Below are 19,792 nucleotides of genomic sequence, written 5' to 3' on the forward strand. Positions count from 1 at the left end.
GCGTGCTCTTCTCTTGTTATTCGGCTGGACCGGCTTTTCTGCCCGGCTGAGCATCAAAACTCATCCCCGTCTTACGGCGGCTATCATCGCCCATCAGGTAGAGATACAGCGGCATAATATCTGCCGGCGTCTTCAGCTTCATCGGATCTTCGTTGGGGAACGCTGACGCACGCATACCCGTACGCGTTCCGCCGGGATTAATACAGTTCACCCGCAGATTGTGCGAACGATATTCATCGGCCAGTACCTGCATTAAACCTTCCGTTGCGAACTTGGATACGGAATAGGCTCCCCAATTGGCGCGACCTTCGCGGCCGACGCTGGAACTGGTGAAAACCAGAGAGGAACAGGGAGATTTCAGTAACAGCGGCAGCAGCGCCTGCGTCAACATAAAGGTTGCGTTAACGTTGACCTGCATAACCTGATGCCAGGTCTCAGGCGTTTGTTGTACGACAGGGACGATTTCCCCAAGCAATCCGGCGTTATGGAGGACGCCATCCAGATGCGGTATAACCTGCGCCAGTTCATCCGCCAACTGAAAGCACTGCGCAGAGGATAAGGCCAACATATCGCAGACAACGACGTGTGCCGTCGTACCGTGTTCCTGCTCTATTTGCTGCTTAACCGCCTGTAGTTTACTTTCTGTCCGCCCCAATAAGATGACGTGAGCGCCATAGCGGGCGTAGGTCAGCGCGGCTTCACGGCCTATGCCGTCACCCGCACCAGTGACCAGAATGATGCGATTTTGCAGTAAATCAGTTTTAGGCTGGTAATGCACAATAAATTCCTCTTGCCGTGGCGCAGAGCCGCCACGCTTCAGATAATAGACCTGCCATCGACTATCGGCGCGACGAGATAGGGCGCGCAACTCGGAACGTCAGATGAAGGCGTATCCGGGCAGGGTGGATGGGGGTGTTATGCCTCAAATGTTGCAGGTTTTCAATGAGACTGCCTCTATTTGTCCCTGTACTGTTGTAAAAATCGGCAATAGATAGAGAAACCACAGGAATAACATCGCCATATTGTGTGCCATCAGTTAGGTTATAGGAAGGGAATGGCGCGTGACGTCAGCGCTATAGTTGGCTGGTTAGCCAATATTAATTAATGCTCAGTCAATGAGGACGGTGTTTGTGGAATTACTTTCTCTGTACGGTTTATTCCTGGCGAAGGTGCTCACCATTGTGGTGGCTATTGGTGCGTTAGTCGTTCTGGCATTCGGGATGACACAGCGTAAGCGCCCGCATAAAGGTGAGTTGCAGGTCACGAATCTGGGCGAGCAATATCAGGAAATGCAGCGTGAAATGCAGACAGCCTGTATGAGCGACACTGAGCGCAAGCTGTTATCTAAACAAGAAAAAAAGAAAGAAAAAGAAACGGCGAAGCAAGATAAACAGCGTGCCAAACGTGGCGAAGAGAAAAGTGTAAAACCGTGCCTGTACGTTCTCGATTTCAACGGCAGTATGGATGCAGGTGAAGTCAGTTCGCTGCGTGAAGAAATTTCTGCCGTGCTCGCGGTAGCGAAGCCGAAAGACGAAGTGTTACTGCGTTTGGAAAGTCCTGGTGGTGTGGTACACGGCTATGGGCTGGCCGCGTCGCAATTACAACGTCTGCGCCAAGGTGGCGTACGTTTGACAGTATCCGTAGATAAAGTCGCGGCCAGTGGCGGATATATGATGGCCTGCGTGGCCGATCGTATTGTCGCGGCTCCTTTTGCTATTGTGGGATCTATTGGTGTTGTAGCGCAAATCCCCAATTTCCACCGTTTGCTGAAAAACAAAGATATCGATGTTGAGTTACATACTGCCGGTGAATTCAAACGTACGTTGACGTTGTTTGGTGAGAATACGGAGCAAGGTCGTGAGAAATTCCGTGAAGATCTGAATGTCACGCACACGCTGTTTAAAGACTTTGTGCAGCAAATGCGTCCATCGTTGGATATTGATTCAGTCGCGACGGGCGAGCACTGGTTTGGCACGCAGGCGAAAGAGTTGGGATTGATAGATGCGATCGGCACCAGTGACGATCTGCTCATCGCCGAAATGGCGAATCATGAAGTATTAAGCGTGCGCTATACGCGCCGTAAACGCCTGCTGGATCGCCTGACGGGTAGCGCGGGCGATACCGCAGAACGCCTGATGCTACGTTGGTGGCAGCGTGGTTCAAAGCCTCTGCTTTAGTCGCGGTAGTAAAGCGCGACACGATAAAATGCCCGCGACTTTGCGGGCATTTACATTAATCGACCAAGTAATATTTTTCGGATAAAACATGTGCAAGGTGTTTGAACATGTTAAATACAGCGGTGCTTTTTAACGTCGGAATTCCGTTCGCATCGAGAAAAAACTCACCGCGAAAAACCAATACGCCGTTTTTTTGTTCTACGCTATCTGCGACCATGCCATGCAAGTAATCATCGTGGTGTTTAATGATGTCATTGGCTTCAACTAATAAGTTCTGGCGGCTAATCGGACGTTTTTCTTCGTTAACCTGATATTCAGGTGACATGATTGCTACTCCTGTACGTCCCTTGAAAAAGGGGGAATTACACTATATCAACAACGCTTGTTCCAAAACTGCATCGAGAGAAAGGGTACTGCGATACGGTTTCAGCGTAAAGCGCAGATTATGAGACAAATAGGCTACATTTTAGGGGCTTACCTGCCGATATTCAGTGTGGCAGGAAGCGGATAAAACAGCGTCCCCATGCTAATTAGGTTGCGTGGCAGTATTTATCAGGTAGAGTGTGGGATTTTGCGCAGTCAGTAGAATCCGCTCTGGATGCCCCGAAAAATATCTGATTTTCAGAAGAATTCAGCAGGTAATAGTACATATGGGTAAAGCTCTCGTTATCGTCGAGTCCCCGGCAAAAGCCAAAACGATTAATAAGTATTTAGGCAATGACTACGTGGTGAAATCCAGCGTCGGTCATGTGCGCGATTTGCCGACGAGTGGCTCAGTCAGTAAAAAGAGCGCGGACTCAGCGACTAAAGATAAAACGAAAAAGAAAGTCAAAAAGGATGAAAAATCTGCGCTGGTTAATCGTATGGGCGTCGATCCTTATCATGGTTGGAAGGCTAACTACGAAATACTGCCGGGTAAGGAGAAGGTTGTCTCCGAACTAAAAACACTGGCGGAAAATGCTGACCACATCTATCTCGCAACCGACCTTGACCGCGAAGGGGAAGCCATTGCCTGGCACCTGCGGGAAATCATTGGTGGTGACGATCGGCGTTTCAGTCGCGTGGTGTTTAACGAAATCACGAAAAATGCCATTACGCAGGCGTTTGAAAAACCAGACACGTTGAATATTGACCGGGTTAATGCACAGCAGGCGCGTCGGTTTATGGATCGCGTAGTGGGTTACATGGTTTCCCCACTGTTGTGGAAAAAAATTGCGCGTGGCCTGTCTGCCGGACGCGTGCAGTCGGTTGCGGTGCGTCTGATTGTCGATCGCGAGCGTGAAATTAAAGCGTTCGTGCCGGAAGAATATTGGGAATTGCACGCCGACTTGCTGGCGGGCAGCGATATTCAACTGCAAATGCAGGTAACGCACCACAACGGCAAACCGTTTAAGCCCGTTAATAAAGATCAAACGCATGCGGCGGTCAGCCTGCTTGAAAACGCACGCTATGTGGTTGCTGACCGTGAAGATAAACCGACCAGCAGCAAACCCGGTGCGCCGTTCATCACATCAACGCTGCAACAAGCTGCCAGCACACGCCTCGGTTTTGGTGTGAAAAAGACCATGATGATGGCGCAGCGTCTGTACGAAGCGGGCTACATTACCTATATGCGTACCGACTCCACGAACCTCAGTCAGGATGCATTGACGATGGTGCGTGGTTATATCAGCGAAGAATTCGGCAAGCGCTATCTGCCAGAGGCGGCAACCGTCTACAGCAGCAAAGAAAATTCGCAGGAAGCGCACGAAGCCATTCGGCCTTCTGATGTGGGTGTGTTGGCTGACAACCTGAAAGATATGGAAGCCGATGCGCAGAAGCTGTATCAGCTGATTTGGCGTCAGTTCGTCGCCTGTCAAATGACGCCAGCGCAATACGACTCCACCACGCTAATCGTGGAAGCGGCAGATTATCAACTGCGTGCCAAAGGCCGTACGCTGCGTTTTGATGGCTGGACGAAAGTTATGCCCGCGCTGCGTAAAAATGATGAAGATCGTACATTGCCGAGTGTGGCGGTGGGCGAAGCGCTATCGTTACAGAAACTGCTGCCAGGGCAACACTTCACCAAACCGCCGGCACGTTACAGCGATGCTTCTCTGGTTAAAGAGCTGGAAAAACGCGGTATTGGTCGCCCTTCAACCTACGCTTCAATTATTTCAACCATTCAGGATCGCGGCTATGTACGGGTGGAAAATCGCCGTTTCTACGCTGAGAAAATGGGGGAAATCGTTACCGATCGCCTGGAAGAAAACTTCCGTGAATTGATGAACTACGATTTCACCGCGCGGATGGAAAGCCGTCTCGATCAGGTTGCTAATAATCAGGCGGAATGGAAAGCCGTGCTGGATGAATTCTTCGACGAATTTAGCCAGCAGTTGGAAAAGGCAGAACAGGACCCTGAAGAAGGCGGTATGCGCCCCAATGCGATGGTGTTGACCAGCATTGACTGCCCGACCTGCTCTCGTCAGATGGGAATTCGTACCGCCAGTACTGGGGTGTTTCTGGGCTGTTCTGGCTATGCACTGTCGCCGAAAGAGCGCTGTAAAACCACGATCAATCTGATACCAGAAACTGAAGTGCTGAACGTGTTAGAAGGTGATGAGGCCGAAACTAATGCGCTGCGTGCTCGTCGTCGCTGTGGAAAATGTGGTACGGCGATGGACAGCTACCTGATTGATAATCAGCGTAAACTGCATGTTTGCGGGAATAATCCAGCCTGTGATGGCTATGAGATCGAAGCGGGCGAATTCCGCATCAAAGGCTATGATGGTCCGATCGTTGAGTGTGAGAAATGTGGTTCCGAAATGCATCTCAAAATGGGGCGCTTCGGTAAATACATGGCGTGCACCGGCGAAACGTGCAGTAACACGCGTAAGATCCTGCGTAATGGCGATGTTGCGCCACCGAAAGAAGATCCCGTGCCGCTGCCTGAGCTGCCTTGTGAGAAGTCCGATGCGTATTTCGTATTGCGCGACGGTGCAGCAGGGGTGTTCCTTGCCGCCAATACGTTCCCGAAATCTCGTGAAACGCGGGCACCACTAGTAGAAGAACTGGTGCGATTTAAAGATCGTTTGCCAGAAAAACTGCGCTATTTGGCCGAGGCGCCGGTGGTCGATAAAGATGGTAATAAAACGCAGGTGCGTTTCAGCCGTAAGACCAAACAGCAATATGTCTCGTCAGAAAAAGACGGCAAGGCAACGGGCTGGTCGGCGTTTTATATTGACGGGAAATGGGTTGAAGGGAAGAAGTAATCCCTTTCTGTCACCCTGATGCACCGCTGTGTTTGTGCGTCAAAAATAGCCAAATCGAGCCAGCCGCGAGGCTGGCTTTTTTTATCTTAAAAAATATCCTGCTAAAACAGGTATATGAGGATAGTCTTGCGGTAGCGTAAGGATTGTTGATCCGTGATAGAGAATCATGCGGTTTACCTCGGTGATAATCGCACGCGCTGCGTTCTTTATCGCGCTAATCATGTAAATATGGTTATATAAAAATAGTTTTTATGATTAAATGACATTAATTGATGGAAATATGCGCCAGACGATTAAGGCGTAATCAAGGTCAATATATCCCAAATAATTCGAGTTGCAGGAAGGCGGCAAGAGAGGGAATCCCGATGAGCTGACACAGGTAAGTGATTCGGGTGACAAATCTGCCGGGAGCAGATTTGAACGCTGCTTGCAGCGGCCCTTCAGGGCGAGGCCCACGATGGGCCGAGTATTTGAACGTAGCCAACGCACATGCAGCTTGAAGTATTACGGGTATAAAACGGAACGTCGTTAGAACGTCGTGAGATGCTACGCGCACACTTCAATTGGGAATGGGATAAATTATGAAACTACAACAGCTTCGTTATATTGTTGAAGTTGTTAATCACAACCTGAATGTGTCTTCTACCGCAGAAGGGTTGTACACCTCCCAGCCGGGGATCAGTAAACAGGTCCGCATGCTGGAGGATGAGTTGGGCATTCAGATTTTTGCCCGTAGTGGAAAACACCTGACACAGGTGACACCCGCTGGACAGGAAGTCATCCGCATTGCACGTGAAGTGTTGTCGAAAGTCGATGCCATCAAAGCGGTTGCCGGAGAGCATACCTATCCCGATAAAGGGTCGCTGTACGTCGCGACGACCCATACGCAGGCTCGCTACGCGTTGCCAAGCGTAATCAAAGGCTTTATCGATCGTTACCCTCGCGTGTCACTGCACATGCATCAGGGCTCGCCGACGCAGATTGCCGAGGCCGTAGCGAAAGGGTCGGCGGATTTTGCGATTGCGACTGAAGCCCTGCATTTGTACGACGATCTGATCATGCTGCCGTGCTACCACTGGAATCGCGCAGTGGTGGTAAAACCCGATCACCCGCTGGCGTCTAAAACAGACATTTCTATCGAAGAACTGGCCGCTTATCCCATCGTCACCTATACCTTTGGCTTTACGGGGCGTTCAGAGCTGGATACGGCATTTAACCGAGCGGGTCTCACGCCGCGCATCGTCTTTACCGCAACAGATGCCGATGTGATTAAGACCTACGTGCGTTTGGGGCTAGGAGTTGGGGTGATTGCCAACATGGCGGTCGATCCGCAAACGGAAACCGATCTGGTAACCATCAACGCAAACAGCATCTTCAGCTACAGCACGACGAAAATCGGCTTCCGTCGCAGTACGTTCCTGCGTAGCTACATGTACGATTTCATTCAGCGTTTTGCCCCGCATTTGACACGAGATGTGGTCGATTCTGCCGTGGCGCTGCGTTCGAATGATGAAATTGAAGCCATGTTTAAAGATGTTACGCTGCCAGTGAAGTAAACGTCATTCAGAACGGATGAATCAACGCAAAAAAGCCAGACAGTGTCTGGCTTTTTATCATTCAATGCTTCACCAATAACACGTCACACTCTCATTTGCGTGACGTGCTTCGGCGGGTTATCAGGCGGAGGCTGTTGTAGTGACGGCATCCGCAGGCGCGTCGGCGACATCCTGAGTCATACGCGTCAGTTTCGGCGCGGTCAGCAGCATCAGAACGGCGATAATACCCGTGACGATGCCAATCTGCATGAAGACATTGCTATAAATCTCAAGGGAAGCGTGTGGGTCTACGACGTTCTCAGGTACGGCCATCATGTTGGCGACGTAGCCGGCCATAATCGCGGCACCGGCTGACGTGAGGAACCAGGCACCCATAATGAAGCCCATCAGACGCTGTGGGACTAACTGAGCAACCATCGCCAGGCCCAGACCGGAAATCATTAACTCCCCGATACTTTGCAGACCATAGCAGAGGATCAGCCAGTTAACGGACACAATACCCTGTTCGTCGGCCATGCTAGCGCCCCACGGCAGCACCAGAAACGCGCCGGAGCACAGCACCATACCAATCGCAAACTTGTGCGCCATCGGCAGTTGGTCACCCATTTTATTGTAAACCGCAGCCAGAATCGGGCTAGCAACCATGATCCAGAATGGGTTGAGCGCCTGATACTGCTCTGGCTCAAAGGCAAAGCCTAAAATTGAGTGCTCAACGTTGCGGATGGCAAAGAAGTTCAGCGATGTGGGCATTTGGTTGTACAACACAAAGAAGACCACGGCTTCCAGCATCAGCAGAAGTGCTACGATCATCTTCCGACGCTCTGCACCTTTCACCGCCAGCATCTCTTTGATGAAGATAGCGACAACGGCGATCGAAATAATGGTCAAAATCCAACGGGCAACGCCCTGATTGTGTAATAGCCAGGTGGAGAGGGTGACCAGCGCAACGATGCCCACGAGGGTGATGGCGAGCTTCTGCAAATTAATCGGCTGAAAATCTGGCTGAGAACCCTGTGCGCTGACCCACTTACGACAGAACATGAAGTTGACCAGCGTAAGAATCATACCGACCACGCTCAGGGAGAAAGCAACGCTCCAGCCATAGTGTGCGGCAAGTACTGGGGTAGCCAACATAGAAAAGAAAGAACCGATGTTCACCGACATGTAATACATGGTGAAGGCGCCATCCAGACGCGGATCGTCTTTCGCGTAGCAGGTAGACAGCAGAGCTGATGGGTTAGCCTTAAACAGCCCGTTACCGACAGCAATGGTTGCCATACCGATATAGACCCATGTCACGCTATGTCCCGAGTAGGAAATCATGGCGTAGCCGAATGCCAACACGATGGCTCCCAGCACGATGACACGTTTGGTACCGAGGACTTTGTCGCCCAGCCAGCCGCCAATGGCGACGAAACCGTATACCAACGCGCTGAACGAGGAAAATAGGGTGATAGAGTCGGTTTCGGACATGCCCAGCATTTTGACCAGATAAACCGCCATAATGCCTTGCAGACCGTAGTAACCAAAACGCTCCCACAATTCGATACTAAAGATGAGATAAAACGCTTTTGGTTGTTTGAAGGCGTTCATGCTGACGCTTTCAGTGGATTCGCTGTTGTTGTTTGCTGTTGACACAAAGACCTCTGATTTTACCTATCTCGCTTTTTTTTAACGAGAAAATAACAAGAGTGAGACAGTGAAACTGCGACCTCTTTTGATTAATTATGGGGAGGAAAACGGCGCTATATTGACGTTATTTTACGGACAGACAAGTCATTTGACATGTTTTGTTACAAGTGGGTTTTGTAGCGGGATAAAACCATAAATTAAATTTTATGCAGAGTTTAATTTCATAACTTGCTTTTGCTTCAAATGATTATCTTGCTTTTATGTGTTTGTTTTTTTGTTAAAGGGATATAATCTGCCTTTCGATTAAAATCAAGACAATATCATTAACTATGAATGAATATGCGGTTTAATCTTTTGCATATTACTAAATATGCAGTGAGTGTAAAAATGCATCAACGGCATGCAATAAGATAAATATCGGTATAATAACTATACGTGACTTTCAATCACTAAATTTTCTATTAAAAATAACTTATTAGCCTTAAATAGTGGTTACTTGTGTTTTTATACAGGTTTTTAGGTTGGGTATCTGCCAGAGAGAACGCGGTTGTCTAAGTGATGAGGAACAGAGCACGTGTGGTTTATTCTGATGGTGAGAGAGTTAACAGCAAGATAGCGCGTGGAATAATAGAGAGGAAGGCCTGATGATGGGAGTCCCATCAGGCCACAACCGATTAGGCGTCGACCTTTTCGCCAAATTCACATAAATCTTCAATCAGGCAGGAGCCGCAGCGCGGTTTGCGGGCGATGCAGGTGTAACGACCATGCAGGATTAACCAGTGGTGGCAGTCGACTTTAAATTCTGCCGGAACGACTTTCAGCAGTTTTTCCTCTACCTGTTCGACATTTTTACCCGGAGCGAATCCCGTACGGTTACTGACGCGAAAGATGTGGGTATCAACAGCAATTGTCGGCCAGCCAAACGCGGTATTCAAAACAACGTTTGCCGTTTTTCGTCCTACGCCGGGTAAGGCTTCCAACGCCGCGCGATCTTCAGGAACCTGTCCCTGGTGCTTTTCCAGCAATAGGCGACAGGTCTTGATAACATTTTCCGCTTTGCTGTTAAACAGGCCGATCGTCTTTATATAGCTCTTAACGCCGTCTACGCCGAGTTCTAGTAGAGCTTCGGGCGTGTTGGCGACAGGATAGAGCTTTGCGGTTGCCTTGTTCACGCTGACGTCGGTTGCCTGTGCAGAAAGCAGTACGGCGATGAGCAGTTCAAATGGCGTGCTGAAATTTAACTCAGTCGTTGGATGGGGATTGTTGTCGCGTAAACGCGTTAAGATCTCAGTCCGTTTGGCTTTATTCACAGCGATCCCTCTACGGCATCGGTTGCTGGTGACACTTTCCCTTCGGCGGCAACGGCACGCGCTCGGCGTTGTTTCATTCTCTCATCAATTAAATATTTCGCGGCCAATAGTAACCCTAAACCGATAAAGGCACCGGGTGGCAACATCGCCAGCAGAAAAGGGGAATCGAGGTGGACAACCTCAATGCGGAGGGCTTTAGCCCAACTGCCCAATAGCAGATCCGCGCCGTCGAACAGCGTGCCGTTGCCCAGGATTTCACGCAAAGAACCAAGCACTACCAATGCGCTGGTTGCCCCCAGGCCCATTGCCAGCCCATCGATGGCGGAAGGGAGTACAGCATTTTTAGAGGCAAAGGCTTCTGCGCGCCCGATAACGATACAGTTCGTCACGATCAGCGGAATAAAAATCCCCAGCGATTGATATAAACCGTAAGCATAGGCATTGATCAGCATTTGCACGGTACTGACCACCGAGGCAATGATCATCACGTAAATCGGAATACGGATTTCCGCTGGCACCCAACGGCGCAGCGCGGAGACAGCCATGTTGGTACAGGTGAGAACCAATGTCGTTGCCAGGCCGAGTCCCAGCGCGTTAGTTGCTGTAGATGACACAGCCAGAAGGGGGCACAGGCCAAGTAATTGAACCAGAGCTGAGTTGTTCTTCCATAACCCGTCGATGAAAAGCGCTTTGGTTTGACTCATTGATTCTCTCCACAGGCGGACAGCGTGTTGATTTGTGACGGCAGCGTTTGCAGGTAAAGGGCGCTGCGTTTTACGCTGTTAATGACGGCGCGCGGCGTAATGGTGGCTCCGGTAAATTGATCAAACATTCCGCCTTCTTTCTTCACCGCCCAGCGTGCGTCATGCTCGCCTTGTACCATTAACCCATTAAACCGCGTGATCCAGTCAGAGATACGCACTTCGATTTTATCACCCAGCCCCGGTGTTTCATGATGCTCGGTTACGCGAACGCCGAGTACCTTGCCATGAAAATCGGCGCCAACTAGCAGTTGAATAGCACCAGAATAGCCATCTGGCGCGGTACTTTCTAGCGCGGCGGCGACCGGCTCACCATTCTGGCGGGCGATGAATACACGGTGCGGTGCTGACGAACCGAGCGCTGAATTAGTGACAATGTAACACTCTTTCTGCATGTCGCTGTTGTATAACTCGGCGGGAACCACCTGATCTAACAGCATCTTTTGCTGCAACATCGCCTGATGGGAGATTGTCGGTTCCGTTAACATATTCACCACGGCAGTGACGGCGGTGGTGGCAGCGGCAAATAGCGCCAGGGTTGTCGCGTGGCGGCGCATGGTTGTCATCATGGGGCGTCTCCTCAGCGATGGTGGCCGTAAGCGCGTGGCTTAGTGTAATAGTCGATCAGGGGCACAGTAATGTTCGCCAGTAGAACGGCAAAGGCTATGCCGTCCGGGTAGCCGCCGTAGGTACGAATCAGCCACACCAGTAATCCAATCAACGCCCCGAAAAGCAGACGGCCACGGTTTGTCGTTGAGGCCGTAACGGGATCGGTGGCGATGAAAAACGCGCCAAGCATGGTAGCACCGGATAACAGATGTAACATCGGTGGGGCAAATTTCTCCGGCGCGATGATCCAACTGAGTGAGGCGCAAAACATCAGCGACAGAAGAAAACTGACCGGAATATGCCAGCGAATGGTGCCGCGCATCAGCAAGAACAGCCCGCCGATGAGAAAACCAATATTCACCCACTGCCAGCCAATACCCGATAGCGACTGTGCAAACATCGGCTGTTGCAGAATGTCCTGCGGTGTTTGCCCGGAGCGTAGACTGGTTTTAAACGTATCCAGCGGGGTGGCCTGGCTCACGCCATCAACATTGTGCATCAACTGCTGCATGGTGTATCCGTCAGGCGTGTGTCCGGTGAAAATGATGATGAGCGCATCATGGAAATTGAGCGGAATGGTTTGCAGCGGTGTGGGAGGCAGCCAGCTCGTCATCTGGACCGGGAAAGAGATCAACAGCACCACATAGCCAATCATCGCGGGGTTAAAAGGGTTTTGCCCTAAACCACCATACAGCTGTTTAGCGATAATGATAGCGAAGACGGTTGCCATCACCACCATCCACCAGGGTGCAAGTGGTGGCAGACTGATGCCGAGCAGCACGGCGGTCAATAATGCAGAATTGTCAGCCAGTGTAGTACGTACCGCAAACTTCCTCAGTGACAGTGTCACACCTTCAGCAATCAGCGCGGTGGCCGACGCCAGCCCGACCTGAATCAGGTTGCCGTAACCAAAGAAATAGACCTGCGCCAGCATACCCGGCAGGCAGGCCAGAATAACCAACAGCATAATGCGCTGTGTGCGTTGCTGGTTATGTGTAAACGGTGAACTCGCAATTCTAAAAGCCATTTATTCCTCTTGATATGACGATGCCTGCGCGGCTTTACGGGCTTTGACGCGAGCAATGGCAGCGGCAACGGCGGCTTTACGGGGATCTTCCGGCTCTTGCGCTTCAACGACCGCAATCGGCTCCGCTGTTGCATTGGAAACAACAGGTGCAACTGTTTCTGTGTTTGTCGCAGGCTGCTGCGCGGCTTTACGGGCTTTGACGCGAGCAATGGCAGCGGCAACGGCGGCTTTACGGGGATCTTCCGGCTCTTGCGCTTCAACGACCGCAATCGGCTCCGCTGTTGCATTGGAAACAACAGGTGCAACTGTTTCTGTGTTTGTCGCAGGCTGCTGCGCGGCTTTACGGGCTTTGACGCGAGCAATGGCAGCGGCAACGGCGGCCTTACGGGGATCTTCCGGCTCTTGCGCTTCGACGACCGCAATCGGCTCCGCTGTTGATTCGGGAGCGACTGATGATACCGACTCTGCCGTATTTAACTCGGACTGCTGCGCGGCTTTGCGGGCTTTAACTCGCGCAAGGGCAGCGGCTACGGCGGCTTTACGTGGATCACGCTCATCAGGTGTCGCGTCTGCTGTTGATGTGTCCTGTTGCGCTTGTGTCTCGCGCGCCCGTTCTTCACGCACTAATGCTTTGCGTGCGGCACGTGCGGCGATGGCTGCACTGTTATCCGGTTGTGTATCGGGGATTACCGCGATAGGAGCACCGATTTCGGTTTCTGCGGTTTGTTTACGGCGTACACGTTCCAGCGCGGCCTGAACGGCATCTTTGTCACTGGTGGAGACGCCAGCGGCAGCCTGTTTGTGGCGCAGTTCGCGCGCGGCTTTTTCCCGCTCCAGACGAGCCTGTTTGGCATCAAAACGTACTTTGGCCTGTGCGGCACGCTGTGCGTCTTCGTCGATGGCCCGAATTTCGGCCTTTTCCTGACGATAGTACTGTACCAGCGGGATATTGCTGGGGCAGACGTAAGCGCAAGCACCACATTCGATACAATCGAATAGATGATGGTTGCGGGCTTTTTCGTGCTCCTGTCCGCGACTGAACCAGTACAACTGCTGCGGTAAAAGCCCTGCCGGACAGGCATCGGCACATTTGCTACAGCGAATACAGGATTGTTCTTCGGCAACGGGCTCCATTTCCGAATGTGACGGCGCGAGCAGGCAGTTGCTGATTTTGACGATGGGTACGTCCAGCGACGGCAGCGTAAAGCCCATCAACGGGCCGCCCATCACCACCATCGGCTGCTTATTAACATGGAAGCCACCCTGTTTGAGCAGATGGCGCACGGGTGTCCCCAATCGCGCCCACACGTTCCCAGGCTGGCGCAATGCTTCGCCAGTCAGCGTCACCACGCGCTCTGTGAGCGGCTCGCCGTCAATCACGGCGCGTTTGATGGCGAACGCCGTGCCGACGTTTTGCATGAGTACGCCAATTGCGGCGGAGTGTTTACCGAACGGGACTTCTTTGCCGGTCAAAATCTTGGTGAGCTGCTTGGCACCACCTGACGGATACTTGGTGGGGATGACACGCAACTGCATGTCGCTGCGTTTACCCAAAGCTTGCCGCAGAGCGTTGATGGCTTCTGGCTTGTTGTCTTCAACGCCAATCAAAATACGCGTGGGTTGCAACAGGAACGACAGAATCTCGATGCCCTGAATAATCTCATCGGCACACTCCTGCATGAGCCGATCGTCGGCGGTAATATAGGGTTCGCATTCTGCGCCGTTAATAATCAGGGTTTCAATCCCGCGCATCCCGCCCTGTAATTTAGCTGCGGTAGGGAAGCCTGCACCGCCCAAACCCGCAATACCCGCCTGATGGAGATGGGCAAGTAGGGTATCGATGCTTTGCGCACGGTAATCCGCATAGGTCTGACGCTCACACCAGCGATCTTCACCGTCCGGTATGATAATGATACTGAGTTCTGACAGGCCAGAAGGATGCGCCGTAGTGTGTTGGCGGATCGCGTTCACCGTTCCTGATGTGGGTGCGTGAACGGGCAGTGTTCTGCCTTTTCCCCGCGTCAGCGGCTGGCCGCGCAGCACCTTATCGCCGACGCTGACGCAGATTTCGCCTTCCGGTCCAAGATGTTGCTTGAGCGGAATAATGAACTGTTCTGGCAGCGAGATATGGCGTAACGGCGTCTGGCTGGACTGCGTCTTCATTTCTGGCGGATGAATACCTCCGTCGAAATCCCAGATCCTGTCTTTTCTAAAGGCGGAAAACAGCTTAAGCATGTCGTTCTACTTGAATAACGCGTACTGGAATCGTGTCAAGATCCCATTTCCAGTTAGCGGGAGTCGGAGCGATGGGCCGTAATTCGATACAGTCCGTTGGGCAAGGGGAGACACAGAGATCACAACCGGTGCATAAATCGCTGACGACGGTGTGTACCGCTTTAGTGCTGCCGATGATGGCATCAACCGGACACGCCTGAATACACTTGGTACAGCCGATGCAGTTGCTTTCATCGATCCAGGCAACATGGCGTGCAGGGGATTGAACATCCGCATCACCTTCCAGCGGCTGCGGGTCAACGTTGAGCTTTTCAGCCAGCTTCAACATCATCGCTTCGCCACCGGGGCCACATTTATTAATGCTTTCGCCATTCAGCGCGACCGCTTCGGCGTAAGGGCGGCAGCCGGGGTAGCCGCACTGACCACACTGACTTTGTGGCAGCATCGCTTCCACTTCTTCCACGATCGGATCGTTTTCGACTTCAAAACGACGCGAGGCGTAGCCAAGCACCAAACCGAATGCCAGCGCGAGTGCGCTTAATGCCGCAATGGCGATCCAGATAGCGGTCATCAGAATTTCACCAATCCGGTAAAGCCCATAAATGCCAGCGACATGAGGCCTGCGGTGATCAGCGCGATAGAAGAGCCTCGGAACGGTGCGGGAATGTCCGACACGGCGAGGCGCTCGCGAATGGCGGCGAAGAGCACCATCACCAGTGAGAAGCCCGCAGCACCGCCGAAACCATAAATCGTCGATTGCAGGAAGCCGTGCGACAAGTTGATGTTGAGCAAGACAACGCCAAGCACGGCACAGTTGGTGGTGATCAACGGCAGGAAAATCCCGAGCAGGCGGTACAAATCAGGACTGACTTTACGTACAAACATCTCGGAGAACTGCACCACAACGGCGAGCACCAGAATAAACGCCATGGTGCGTAAATAGAGAATATCGAGCGGAACGAGGATAAATTCGTTAACCAACCAGGAAAACATGGAGCCGACAGTCATCACAAATGTGGTCGCCATGCCCATGCCAATTGCCGTCTCCAGCTTTTTGGACACGCCCATAAAGGGGCACAGCCCAAGAAACTTCACTAAGACGAAATTATTTACCAGAAGGATGCTAACAAAGAGCAATGCGTATTCGGTCATTACGGTGCCTACAAAACAAAACCAGACTATTATCAGGTATTGTTGGGTTTTCGACAACATACCCAAAGTAGGGTTATCGCTGTCCTCTTCAAGAAGCGGAAGATCAGGTTCTCTGAATAAGAGAAATGCCGGACTATCAGACAGCAACACGCGGTGCGTTCTGAGCTATAGCCCGGAAAGGAATTATTGCATAATTATTCTTTTTTTCGCAGATAACAATTTATCGCTACAGAACATAACGCCAGACGGATTTTGGCACGCAGCCGACATCGAATAAGCGCCCGCCGGAGGCTAATTCAGCCCGCCGATGATCGGCTGCACGATACATGTTGATGATTTCCTGACTCTCTGTCAGAGAGTAATTGAGGTGATCAAAGAGTTTTTCCAGACTTTCTGTTGAGCTGACTTTCCTGAATTTGAGCAAGTAATCATGAACGGTCATGGTGAGTTGATCTAATAGTTATGTGGTTGAGATGACTAAGTATATTCAAGCGAGAAAGTCTGTCTAGAGGGCGAGGTAAAAAGTACGCTTATTTTTCAATAACAAACGACTGGAAATAAAAAATAACGAATTGAGAGAAAAATAAGACGACTTTGGAGAGTAGGAGCGATGAATGCCTATAAAGGAGCAGATTGTCTACGGATGAAAGAACCATAGACAACCTGTCTCAATGCGTAAAACTAGCGGCTACAAAGTTTGTAGTACACCTCGTTCCAGCGCAGCGCATCTTTGAATTCGTGGAGTCGAGTTTCGTTGTCGATCACCAGCAGTTCAATGTTCTGCATCTCGGCGTAGAGCCGCATGTGGTCGAGATCCAATGCCTGACTAAAGACCGTATGGTGCGCACCACCTGCCAGAATCCAGGCTTCTGCCGCCACTTCCAGCGACGGTTGTGCTTTCCAGATAGCGCGGGCAACCGGTAATTTTGGCAATGGACGCGGCTGCTCGATGGTGTCGACCAGATTAACCAACATCCTGAAACGATCGCCCATGTCGATCACGCTGGCGTTGAGAGAGGGGCCGGCTGGCGTGGAGAATATCAGACGGGCAGGATCGGCTTTTCCGCCAATCCCAAGGTGTTGCGCATCCAAAATCGGTTTCTGCTCTTTTGCAATGGAAGGGCACACTTCCAGCATGTGGGAGCCGACGACCAGATCGTTACCGTTCTGGAAGTTATAGGTGTAGTCCTCCATGAAGGAGGTACCGCCCGGCAAACCGCCAGCCATCACTTTCATGATGCGCAGTAGCGCTGCGGTTTTCCAGTCACCTTCACCGCCGAAACCATAGCCTTGCTGCATTAGACGCTGTACCGCCAGTCCCGGTAGCTGTTTCAAACCGTACAGGTTTTCAAAATCAGTGGTGAACGCGTGATAACCGCCTTGTTCCAGAAAGCGCTTCATCCCAAGTTCGATCTGGGCGGCATCCAGCAGATTCTGACGATTTGCCCCGTTGAGTTTCACGGCGTCCGTCAACTGATAGCTGGCTTCGTATTCTTCGACCAACGTATCAATATCGCCTTTGGAAACGGCATCAACCACGGCAGTTAAATCACCGAGTCCCCAGGCGCTGACGGCGTAGCCGAACTGAATCTGCGCGCCGACTTTATCGCCTTCGGTGACGGCGACTTCGCGCATGTTGTCACCAAATCGCGCGACTTTCAGCTGCTTGCTTTCCTGAAGTGCGGCAGCAACCCGCATCCATTTCCCAATACGGGCATGCGCATTCTTATCCTGCCAGTGGCCGACCACCACCTGATGCGCCTGCCGCATCCGGGCGCCGATGAAGCCAAATTCGCGCCCGCCGTGTGCGGTTTGGTTTAGGTTCATGAAATCCATGTCCATGGTGTCCCATGGCACTTCGGCATTAAACTGGGTATGGAATTGCAGCAGCGGTTTACTGAGTACGCTTAGGCCACCAATCCACATTTTTGCCGGAGAGAAGGTGTGCAGCCAAGTGAGCAGGCCGATGCAGTTATCCTGATAGTTGGCATCGCGACACAGTGCCAGAATTTCATCCGGCGTTTTTACCAGTGGCTTCAGCACCAGCTTAACCGGTAGGTTGGCCTGCTGATTCAATCCCGCGACGACTTTTTCCGCATTCTCTTTTACCTGACGCAACGTTTCCGGCCCATAGAGATGCTGGCTACCGATGACGAACCAGACTTCAAGCTGCTTAAAATGATCCATGATGACTCCTGTAACGTGATCCCCAGAGGGATAAAATTAGTTTTTTGCCGTAGACGCGGGGCTATAAGCCGGTTCCGCAAGGCGGCACCACTGCTGATAGCGTTCATAAAGCTGCTGATAACGTGCGACGCGCTGACTATCAGGCATTAAGGTGCGTTCTATGCCGCTGGCCATATGCTGTTGTGCGGTTGGAATATCGCCGTGAACGCCAGCGGCGACGGCGGCAAAGATCGCCGCGCCGAGTGCACAACACTGATCGGACGCAACGATCTGTAAGGGGCGATTCATTACATCGGTACAGACCTGCATGATGACGGGCGATTTCCGCGCGATGCCGCCCAGTGCCAGCACGTTTTCGACAGGGACGCCCTGATCTTCAAAACACTCCATAATCGCGCGCGCGCCAAAAGCGGTAGCAGCAATAAAACCGCCGAATAGTGTCGGGGCATCGGTGCCCAGATTGAGATCGGTAATCACGCCTTTTAAGCGCTGGTTAGCGAACGGTGTTCTGCGGCCGTTAAACCAATCCAGCACGATAGGCAGGTGATCCAACGTGGGATTTTCCGCCCAATTACGGGTGAGCCGCTCCAACAGCTTGGCTTCCACCGCCTGTAGGTATGATTTAAGTTCCGGGTGGTCTTTTACAGCTTCTTGTAACGACCAGCCCAGCAGTCTGCCAAACCAGGCGTACATGTCGCCGAAGGCGGATTGTCCAGCTTCAAGGCCGATATAATGGGGGACGACGCTGCCGTCGACCTGTCCACAGATGCCAGCGATGGTGCGATCGGCAATACGGTCTTCATCCGCGATCAGAATGTCGCAGGTGGACGTGCCAATCACTTTGACCAACGTATAAGGCTGTGCGCCCGCGCCGACTGTGCCGACGTGACAGTCAAACGCGCCGCCTGCAAGCGTGACCGTTTCGGGGATGCCGAGCCGCTGTGCCCACTCTGCGGTGATGGTGCCAACAGGTTGTTCAGCGGTCCAGGTCTCGGTAAACAGTGGGTACTGCAATGTCTCTGTCAGGCAAGGATCGAGCGCGTGTAAGAAATCTTTCGGGGGAAGTCCGCCCCAACTCGGGTGCCAGAGTGATTTATGTCCGGCGCTGCACCGGCCACGACGAATGTCGGCAGGGGCTTGTGTACCGGAAAGCAGGGCGGGTACCCAGTCGCACAGCTCTATCCAGGAAACGGCCGCCTGACGCACCGCTGCATCTTCGCGCGATACATGCAGGATTTTGGCCCAGAACCATTCTGATGAGTAAACGCCACCAATATAGCGGGTGTAATCGGGGAACTGACCGCTGCGGCACAGTGCGTTAATGGCATCCGCTTCTTCTATTGCCGTATGGTCTTTCCACAGCACGAACATCGCATTGGGATTGTTGGCAAACTCGGGGCGCAGCGCCAAAATCTGACCGTGTTCGTCAATCGGTGCGGGTGTTGATCCCGTTGAGTCCACGCCAATACCGATGATGCTTTGTCGCTGCTCATCCGTCAGACGGGAAACCACGACTTTAATCGCCTGCTCCAGCGATTCGATATAGTCCAGCGGATGGTGTCGGAACTGATTGTTGGCAGGCTGACAATATTTACCCTCACGCCAGCGGGGGTAGTAGACCACTTCTGTTTCCAATTCTTTCCCGCTTTGGCAGTCAACGGCTAAGGCGCGTACCGAATCACTGCCGAAGTCGAGACCAATCGTAATAGCGCCCGCGCTCATGCTTTGCTCCTCATTAATCCCAGATCGTTGATGTTTACGATAGGCAGGGATAGGGAGGGGCGGTTAGGAGCGGTTAGCTGGAAGTATGTATTTTTCTGTCGCCAGCAGCCATTTTGTGAAGCCCGTCAAAGGTTAATGATTGGTTAAAATTGCTAAATGTATGCACAAACCTG

The 19,792-nt window shown here is 52.0% G+C and carries 16 protein-coding genes; 3 read left to right on the forward strand and 13 right to left on the reverse strand.

Annotation, left to right across the window (positions count from 1 at the left end):
• Nucleotides 1-16: 16 nt before the first annotated feature.
• Nucleotides 17-778 carry a YciK family oxidoreductase gene (locus E2566_RS10640; protein WP_107170419.1) on the reverse strand — a complete coding sequence of 254 codons (762 nt, stop codon included), beginning with the start codon at nucleotides 776-778 and terminating at the stop codon, nucleotides 17-19.
• A 352-nt stretch (nucleotides 779-1,130) separates the two neighbouring features.
• On the opposite strand from E2566_RS10640, the gene sohB reads away from it, so the two are divergent.
• A complete protein-coding gene (gene sohB, locus E2566_RS10645) occupies nucleotides 1,131-2,177 on the forward strand; it encodes a protease SohB (protein ID WP_107170418.1) in 1,047 nt (348 codons plus the stop codon).
• 55 nt (nucleotides 2,178-2,232) lie between these two features.
• On the opposite strand, the gene E2566_RS10650 is transcribed toward sohB, so the two are convergent.
• Nucleotides 2,233-2,502: a YciN family protein gene (locus E2566_RS10650; RefSeq protein ID WP_107170395.1), complete on the reverse strand. Its 270-nt coding sequence runs from the start codon at nucleotides 2,500-2,502 to the stop codon at nucleotides 2,233-2,235.
• 325 nt (nucleotides 2,503-2,827) lie between these two features.
• On the opposite strand from E2566_RS10650, the gene topA reads away from it, so the two are divergent.
• The gene (gene topA / locus E2566_RS10655) at nucleotides 2,828-5,428 is read left to right on the forward strand and encodes a type I DNA topoisomerase (RefSeq protein WP_107170394.1); all 2,601 of its coding nucleotides are present in this window, start codon (nucleotides 2,828-2,830) and stop codon (nucleotides 5,426-5,428) included.
• 581 nt (nucleotides 5,429-6,009) lie between these two features.
• Entirely contained in the window at nucleotides 6,010-6,984 is a 975-nt protein-coding gene (cysB, locus tag E2566_RS10660; protein WP_010295182.1) for an HTH-type transcriptional regulator CysB, read from the forward strand.
• Nucleotides 6,985-7,104: 120 nt separating this feature from the next.
• Here the strand turns inward: cysB and dtpA are convergent, their stop codons facing one another.
• From dtpA to E2566_RS10715, 11 genes are all read right to left on the reverse strand, one after another.
• Nucleotides 7,105-8,622: a dipeptide/tripeptide permease DtpA gene (gene dtpA / locus E2566_RS10665; protein WP_107170392.1), complete on the reverse strand. Its 1,518-nt coding sequence runs from the start codon at nucleotides 8,620-8,622 to the stop codon at nucleotides 7,105-7,107.
• A 668-nt stretch (nucleotides 8,623-9,290) separates the two neighbouring features.
• Nucleotides 9,291-9,926: an endonuclease III gene (gene nth, locus E2566_RS10670; protein ID WP_107170391.1), complete on the reverse strand. Its 636-nt coding sequence runs from the start codon at nucleotides 9,924-9,926 to the stop codon at nucleotides 9,291-9,293.
• On the reverse strand, nucleotides 9,923-10,630 hold the full coding sequence (locus E2566_RS10675) for an electron transport complex subunit E (protein ID WP_107170390.1): 708 nt from the start codon (nucleotides 10,628-10,630) through the stop codon (nucleotides 9,923-9,925). Before E2566_RS10675 ends, nth begins: the two co-directional genes overlap by 4 nt.
• Nucleotides 10,627-11,256, reverse strand: a complete 630-nt coding sequence (rsxG, locus tag E2566_RS10680) for an electron transport complex subunit RsxG (RefSeq protein WP_107170389.1) — start codon at nucleotides 11,254-11,256, stop codon at nucleotides 10,627-10,629. Before rsxG ends, E2566_RS10675 begins: the two co-directional genes overlap by 4 nt.
• 11 nt (nucleotides 11,257-11,267) lie before the next feature.
• Nucleotides 11,268-12,323, reverse strand: coding sequence for an electron transport complex subunit RsxD (gene rsxD / locus E2566_RS10685; RefSeq protein WP_107170388.1), 1,056 nt, complete (start codon nucleotides 12,321-12,323; stop codon nucleotides 11,268-11,270).
• A complete protein-coding gene (gene rsxC / locus E2566_RS10690) occupies nucleotides 12,324-14,558 on the reverse strand; it encodes an electron transport complex subunit RsxC (RefSeq protein ID WP_168444502.1) in 2,235 nt (744 codons plus the stop codon). It lies immediately after the preceding gene.
• Nucleotides 14,551-15,129, reverse strand: a complete 579-nt coding sequence (gene rsxB, locus E2566_RS10695) for an electron transport complex subunit RsxB (protein WP_107169481.1) — start codon at nucleotides 15,127-15,129, stop codon at nucleotides 14,551-14,553. Before rsxB ends, rsxC begins: the two co-directional genes overlap by 8 nt.
• Nucleotides 15,129-15,710, reverse strand: coding sequence for an electron transport complex subunit RsxA (gene rsxA, locus E2566_RS10700; RefSeq protein WP_107169482.1), 582 nt, complete (start codon nucleotides 15,708-15,710; stop codon nucleotides 15,129-15,131). Before rsxA ends, rsxB begins: the two co-directional genes overlap by 1 nt.
• Before the next feature lie 226 nt (nucleotides 15,711-15,936).
• Nucleotides 15,937-16,152, reverse strand: coding sequence for a transcription modulator YdgT (gene ydgT, locus E2566_RS10705; RefSeq protein WP_107169483.1), 216 nt, complete (start codon nucleotides 16,150-16,152; stop codon nucleotides 15,937-15,939).
• Nucleotides 16,153-16,391: 239 nt separating this feature from the next.
• Nucleotides 16,392-17,897, reverse strand: coding sequence for an L-arabinose isomerase (araA, locus tag E2566_RS10710; protein ID WP_107169484.1), 1,506 nt, complete (start codon nucleotides 17,895-17,897; stop codon nucleotides 16,392-16,394).
• A 36-nt stretch (nucleotides 17,898-17,933) separates the two neighbouring features.
• On the reverse strand, nucleotides 17,934-19,619 hold the full coding sequence (locus E2566_RS10715; RefSeq protein ID WP_107169485.1) for a ribulokinase: 1,686 nt from the start codon (nucleotides 19,617-19,619) through the stop codon (nucleotides 17,934-17,936).
• Nucleotides 19,620-19,792: the final 173 nt, after the last annotated feature.

Source organism: Pectobacterium punjabense (genome assembly GCF_012427845.1).
Taxonomy (GTDB): Bacteria; Pseudomonadota; Gammaproteobacteria; order Enterobacterales; family Enterobacteriaceae; genus Pectobacterium; species Pectobacterium punjabense.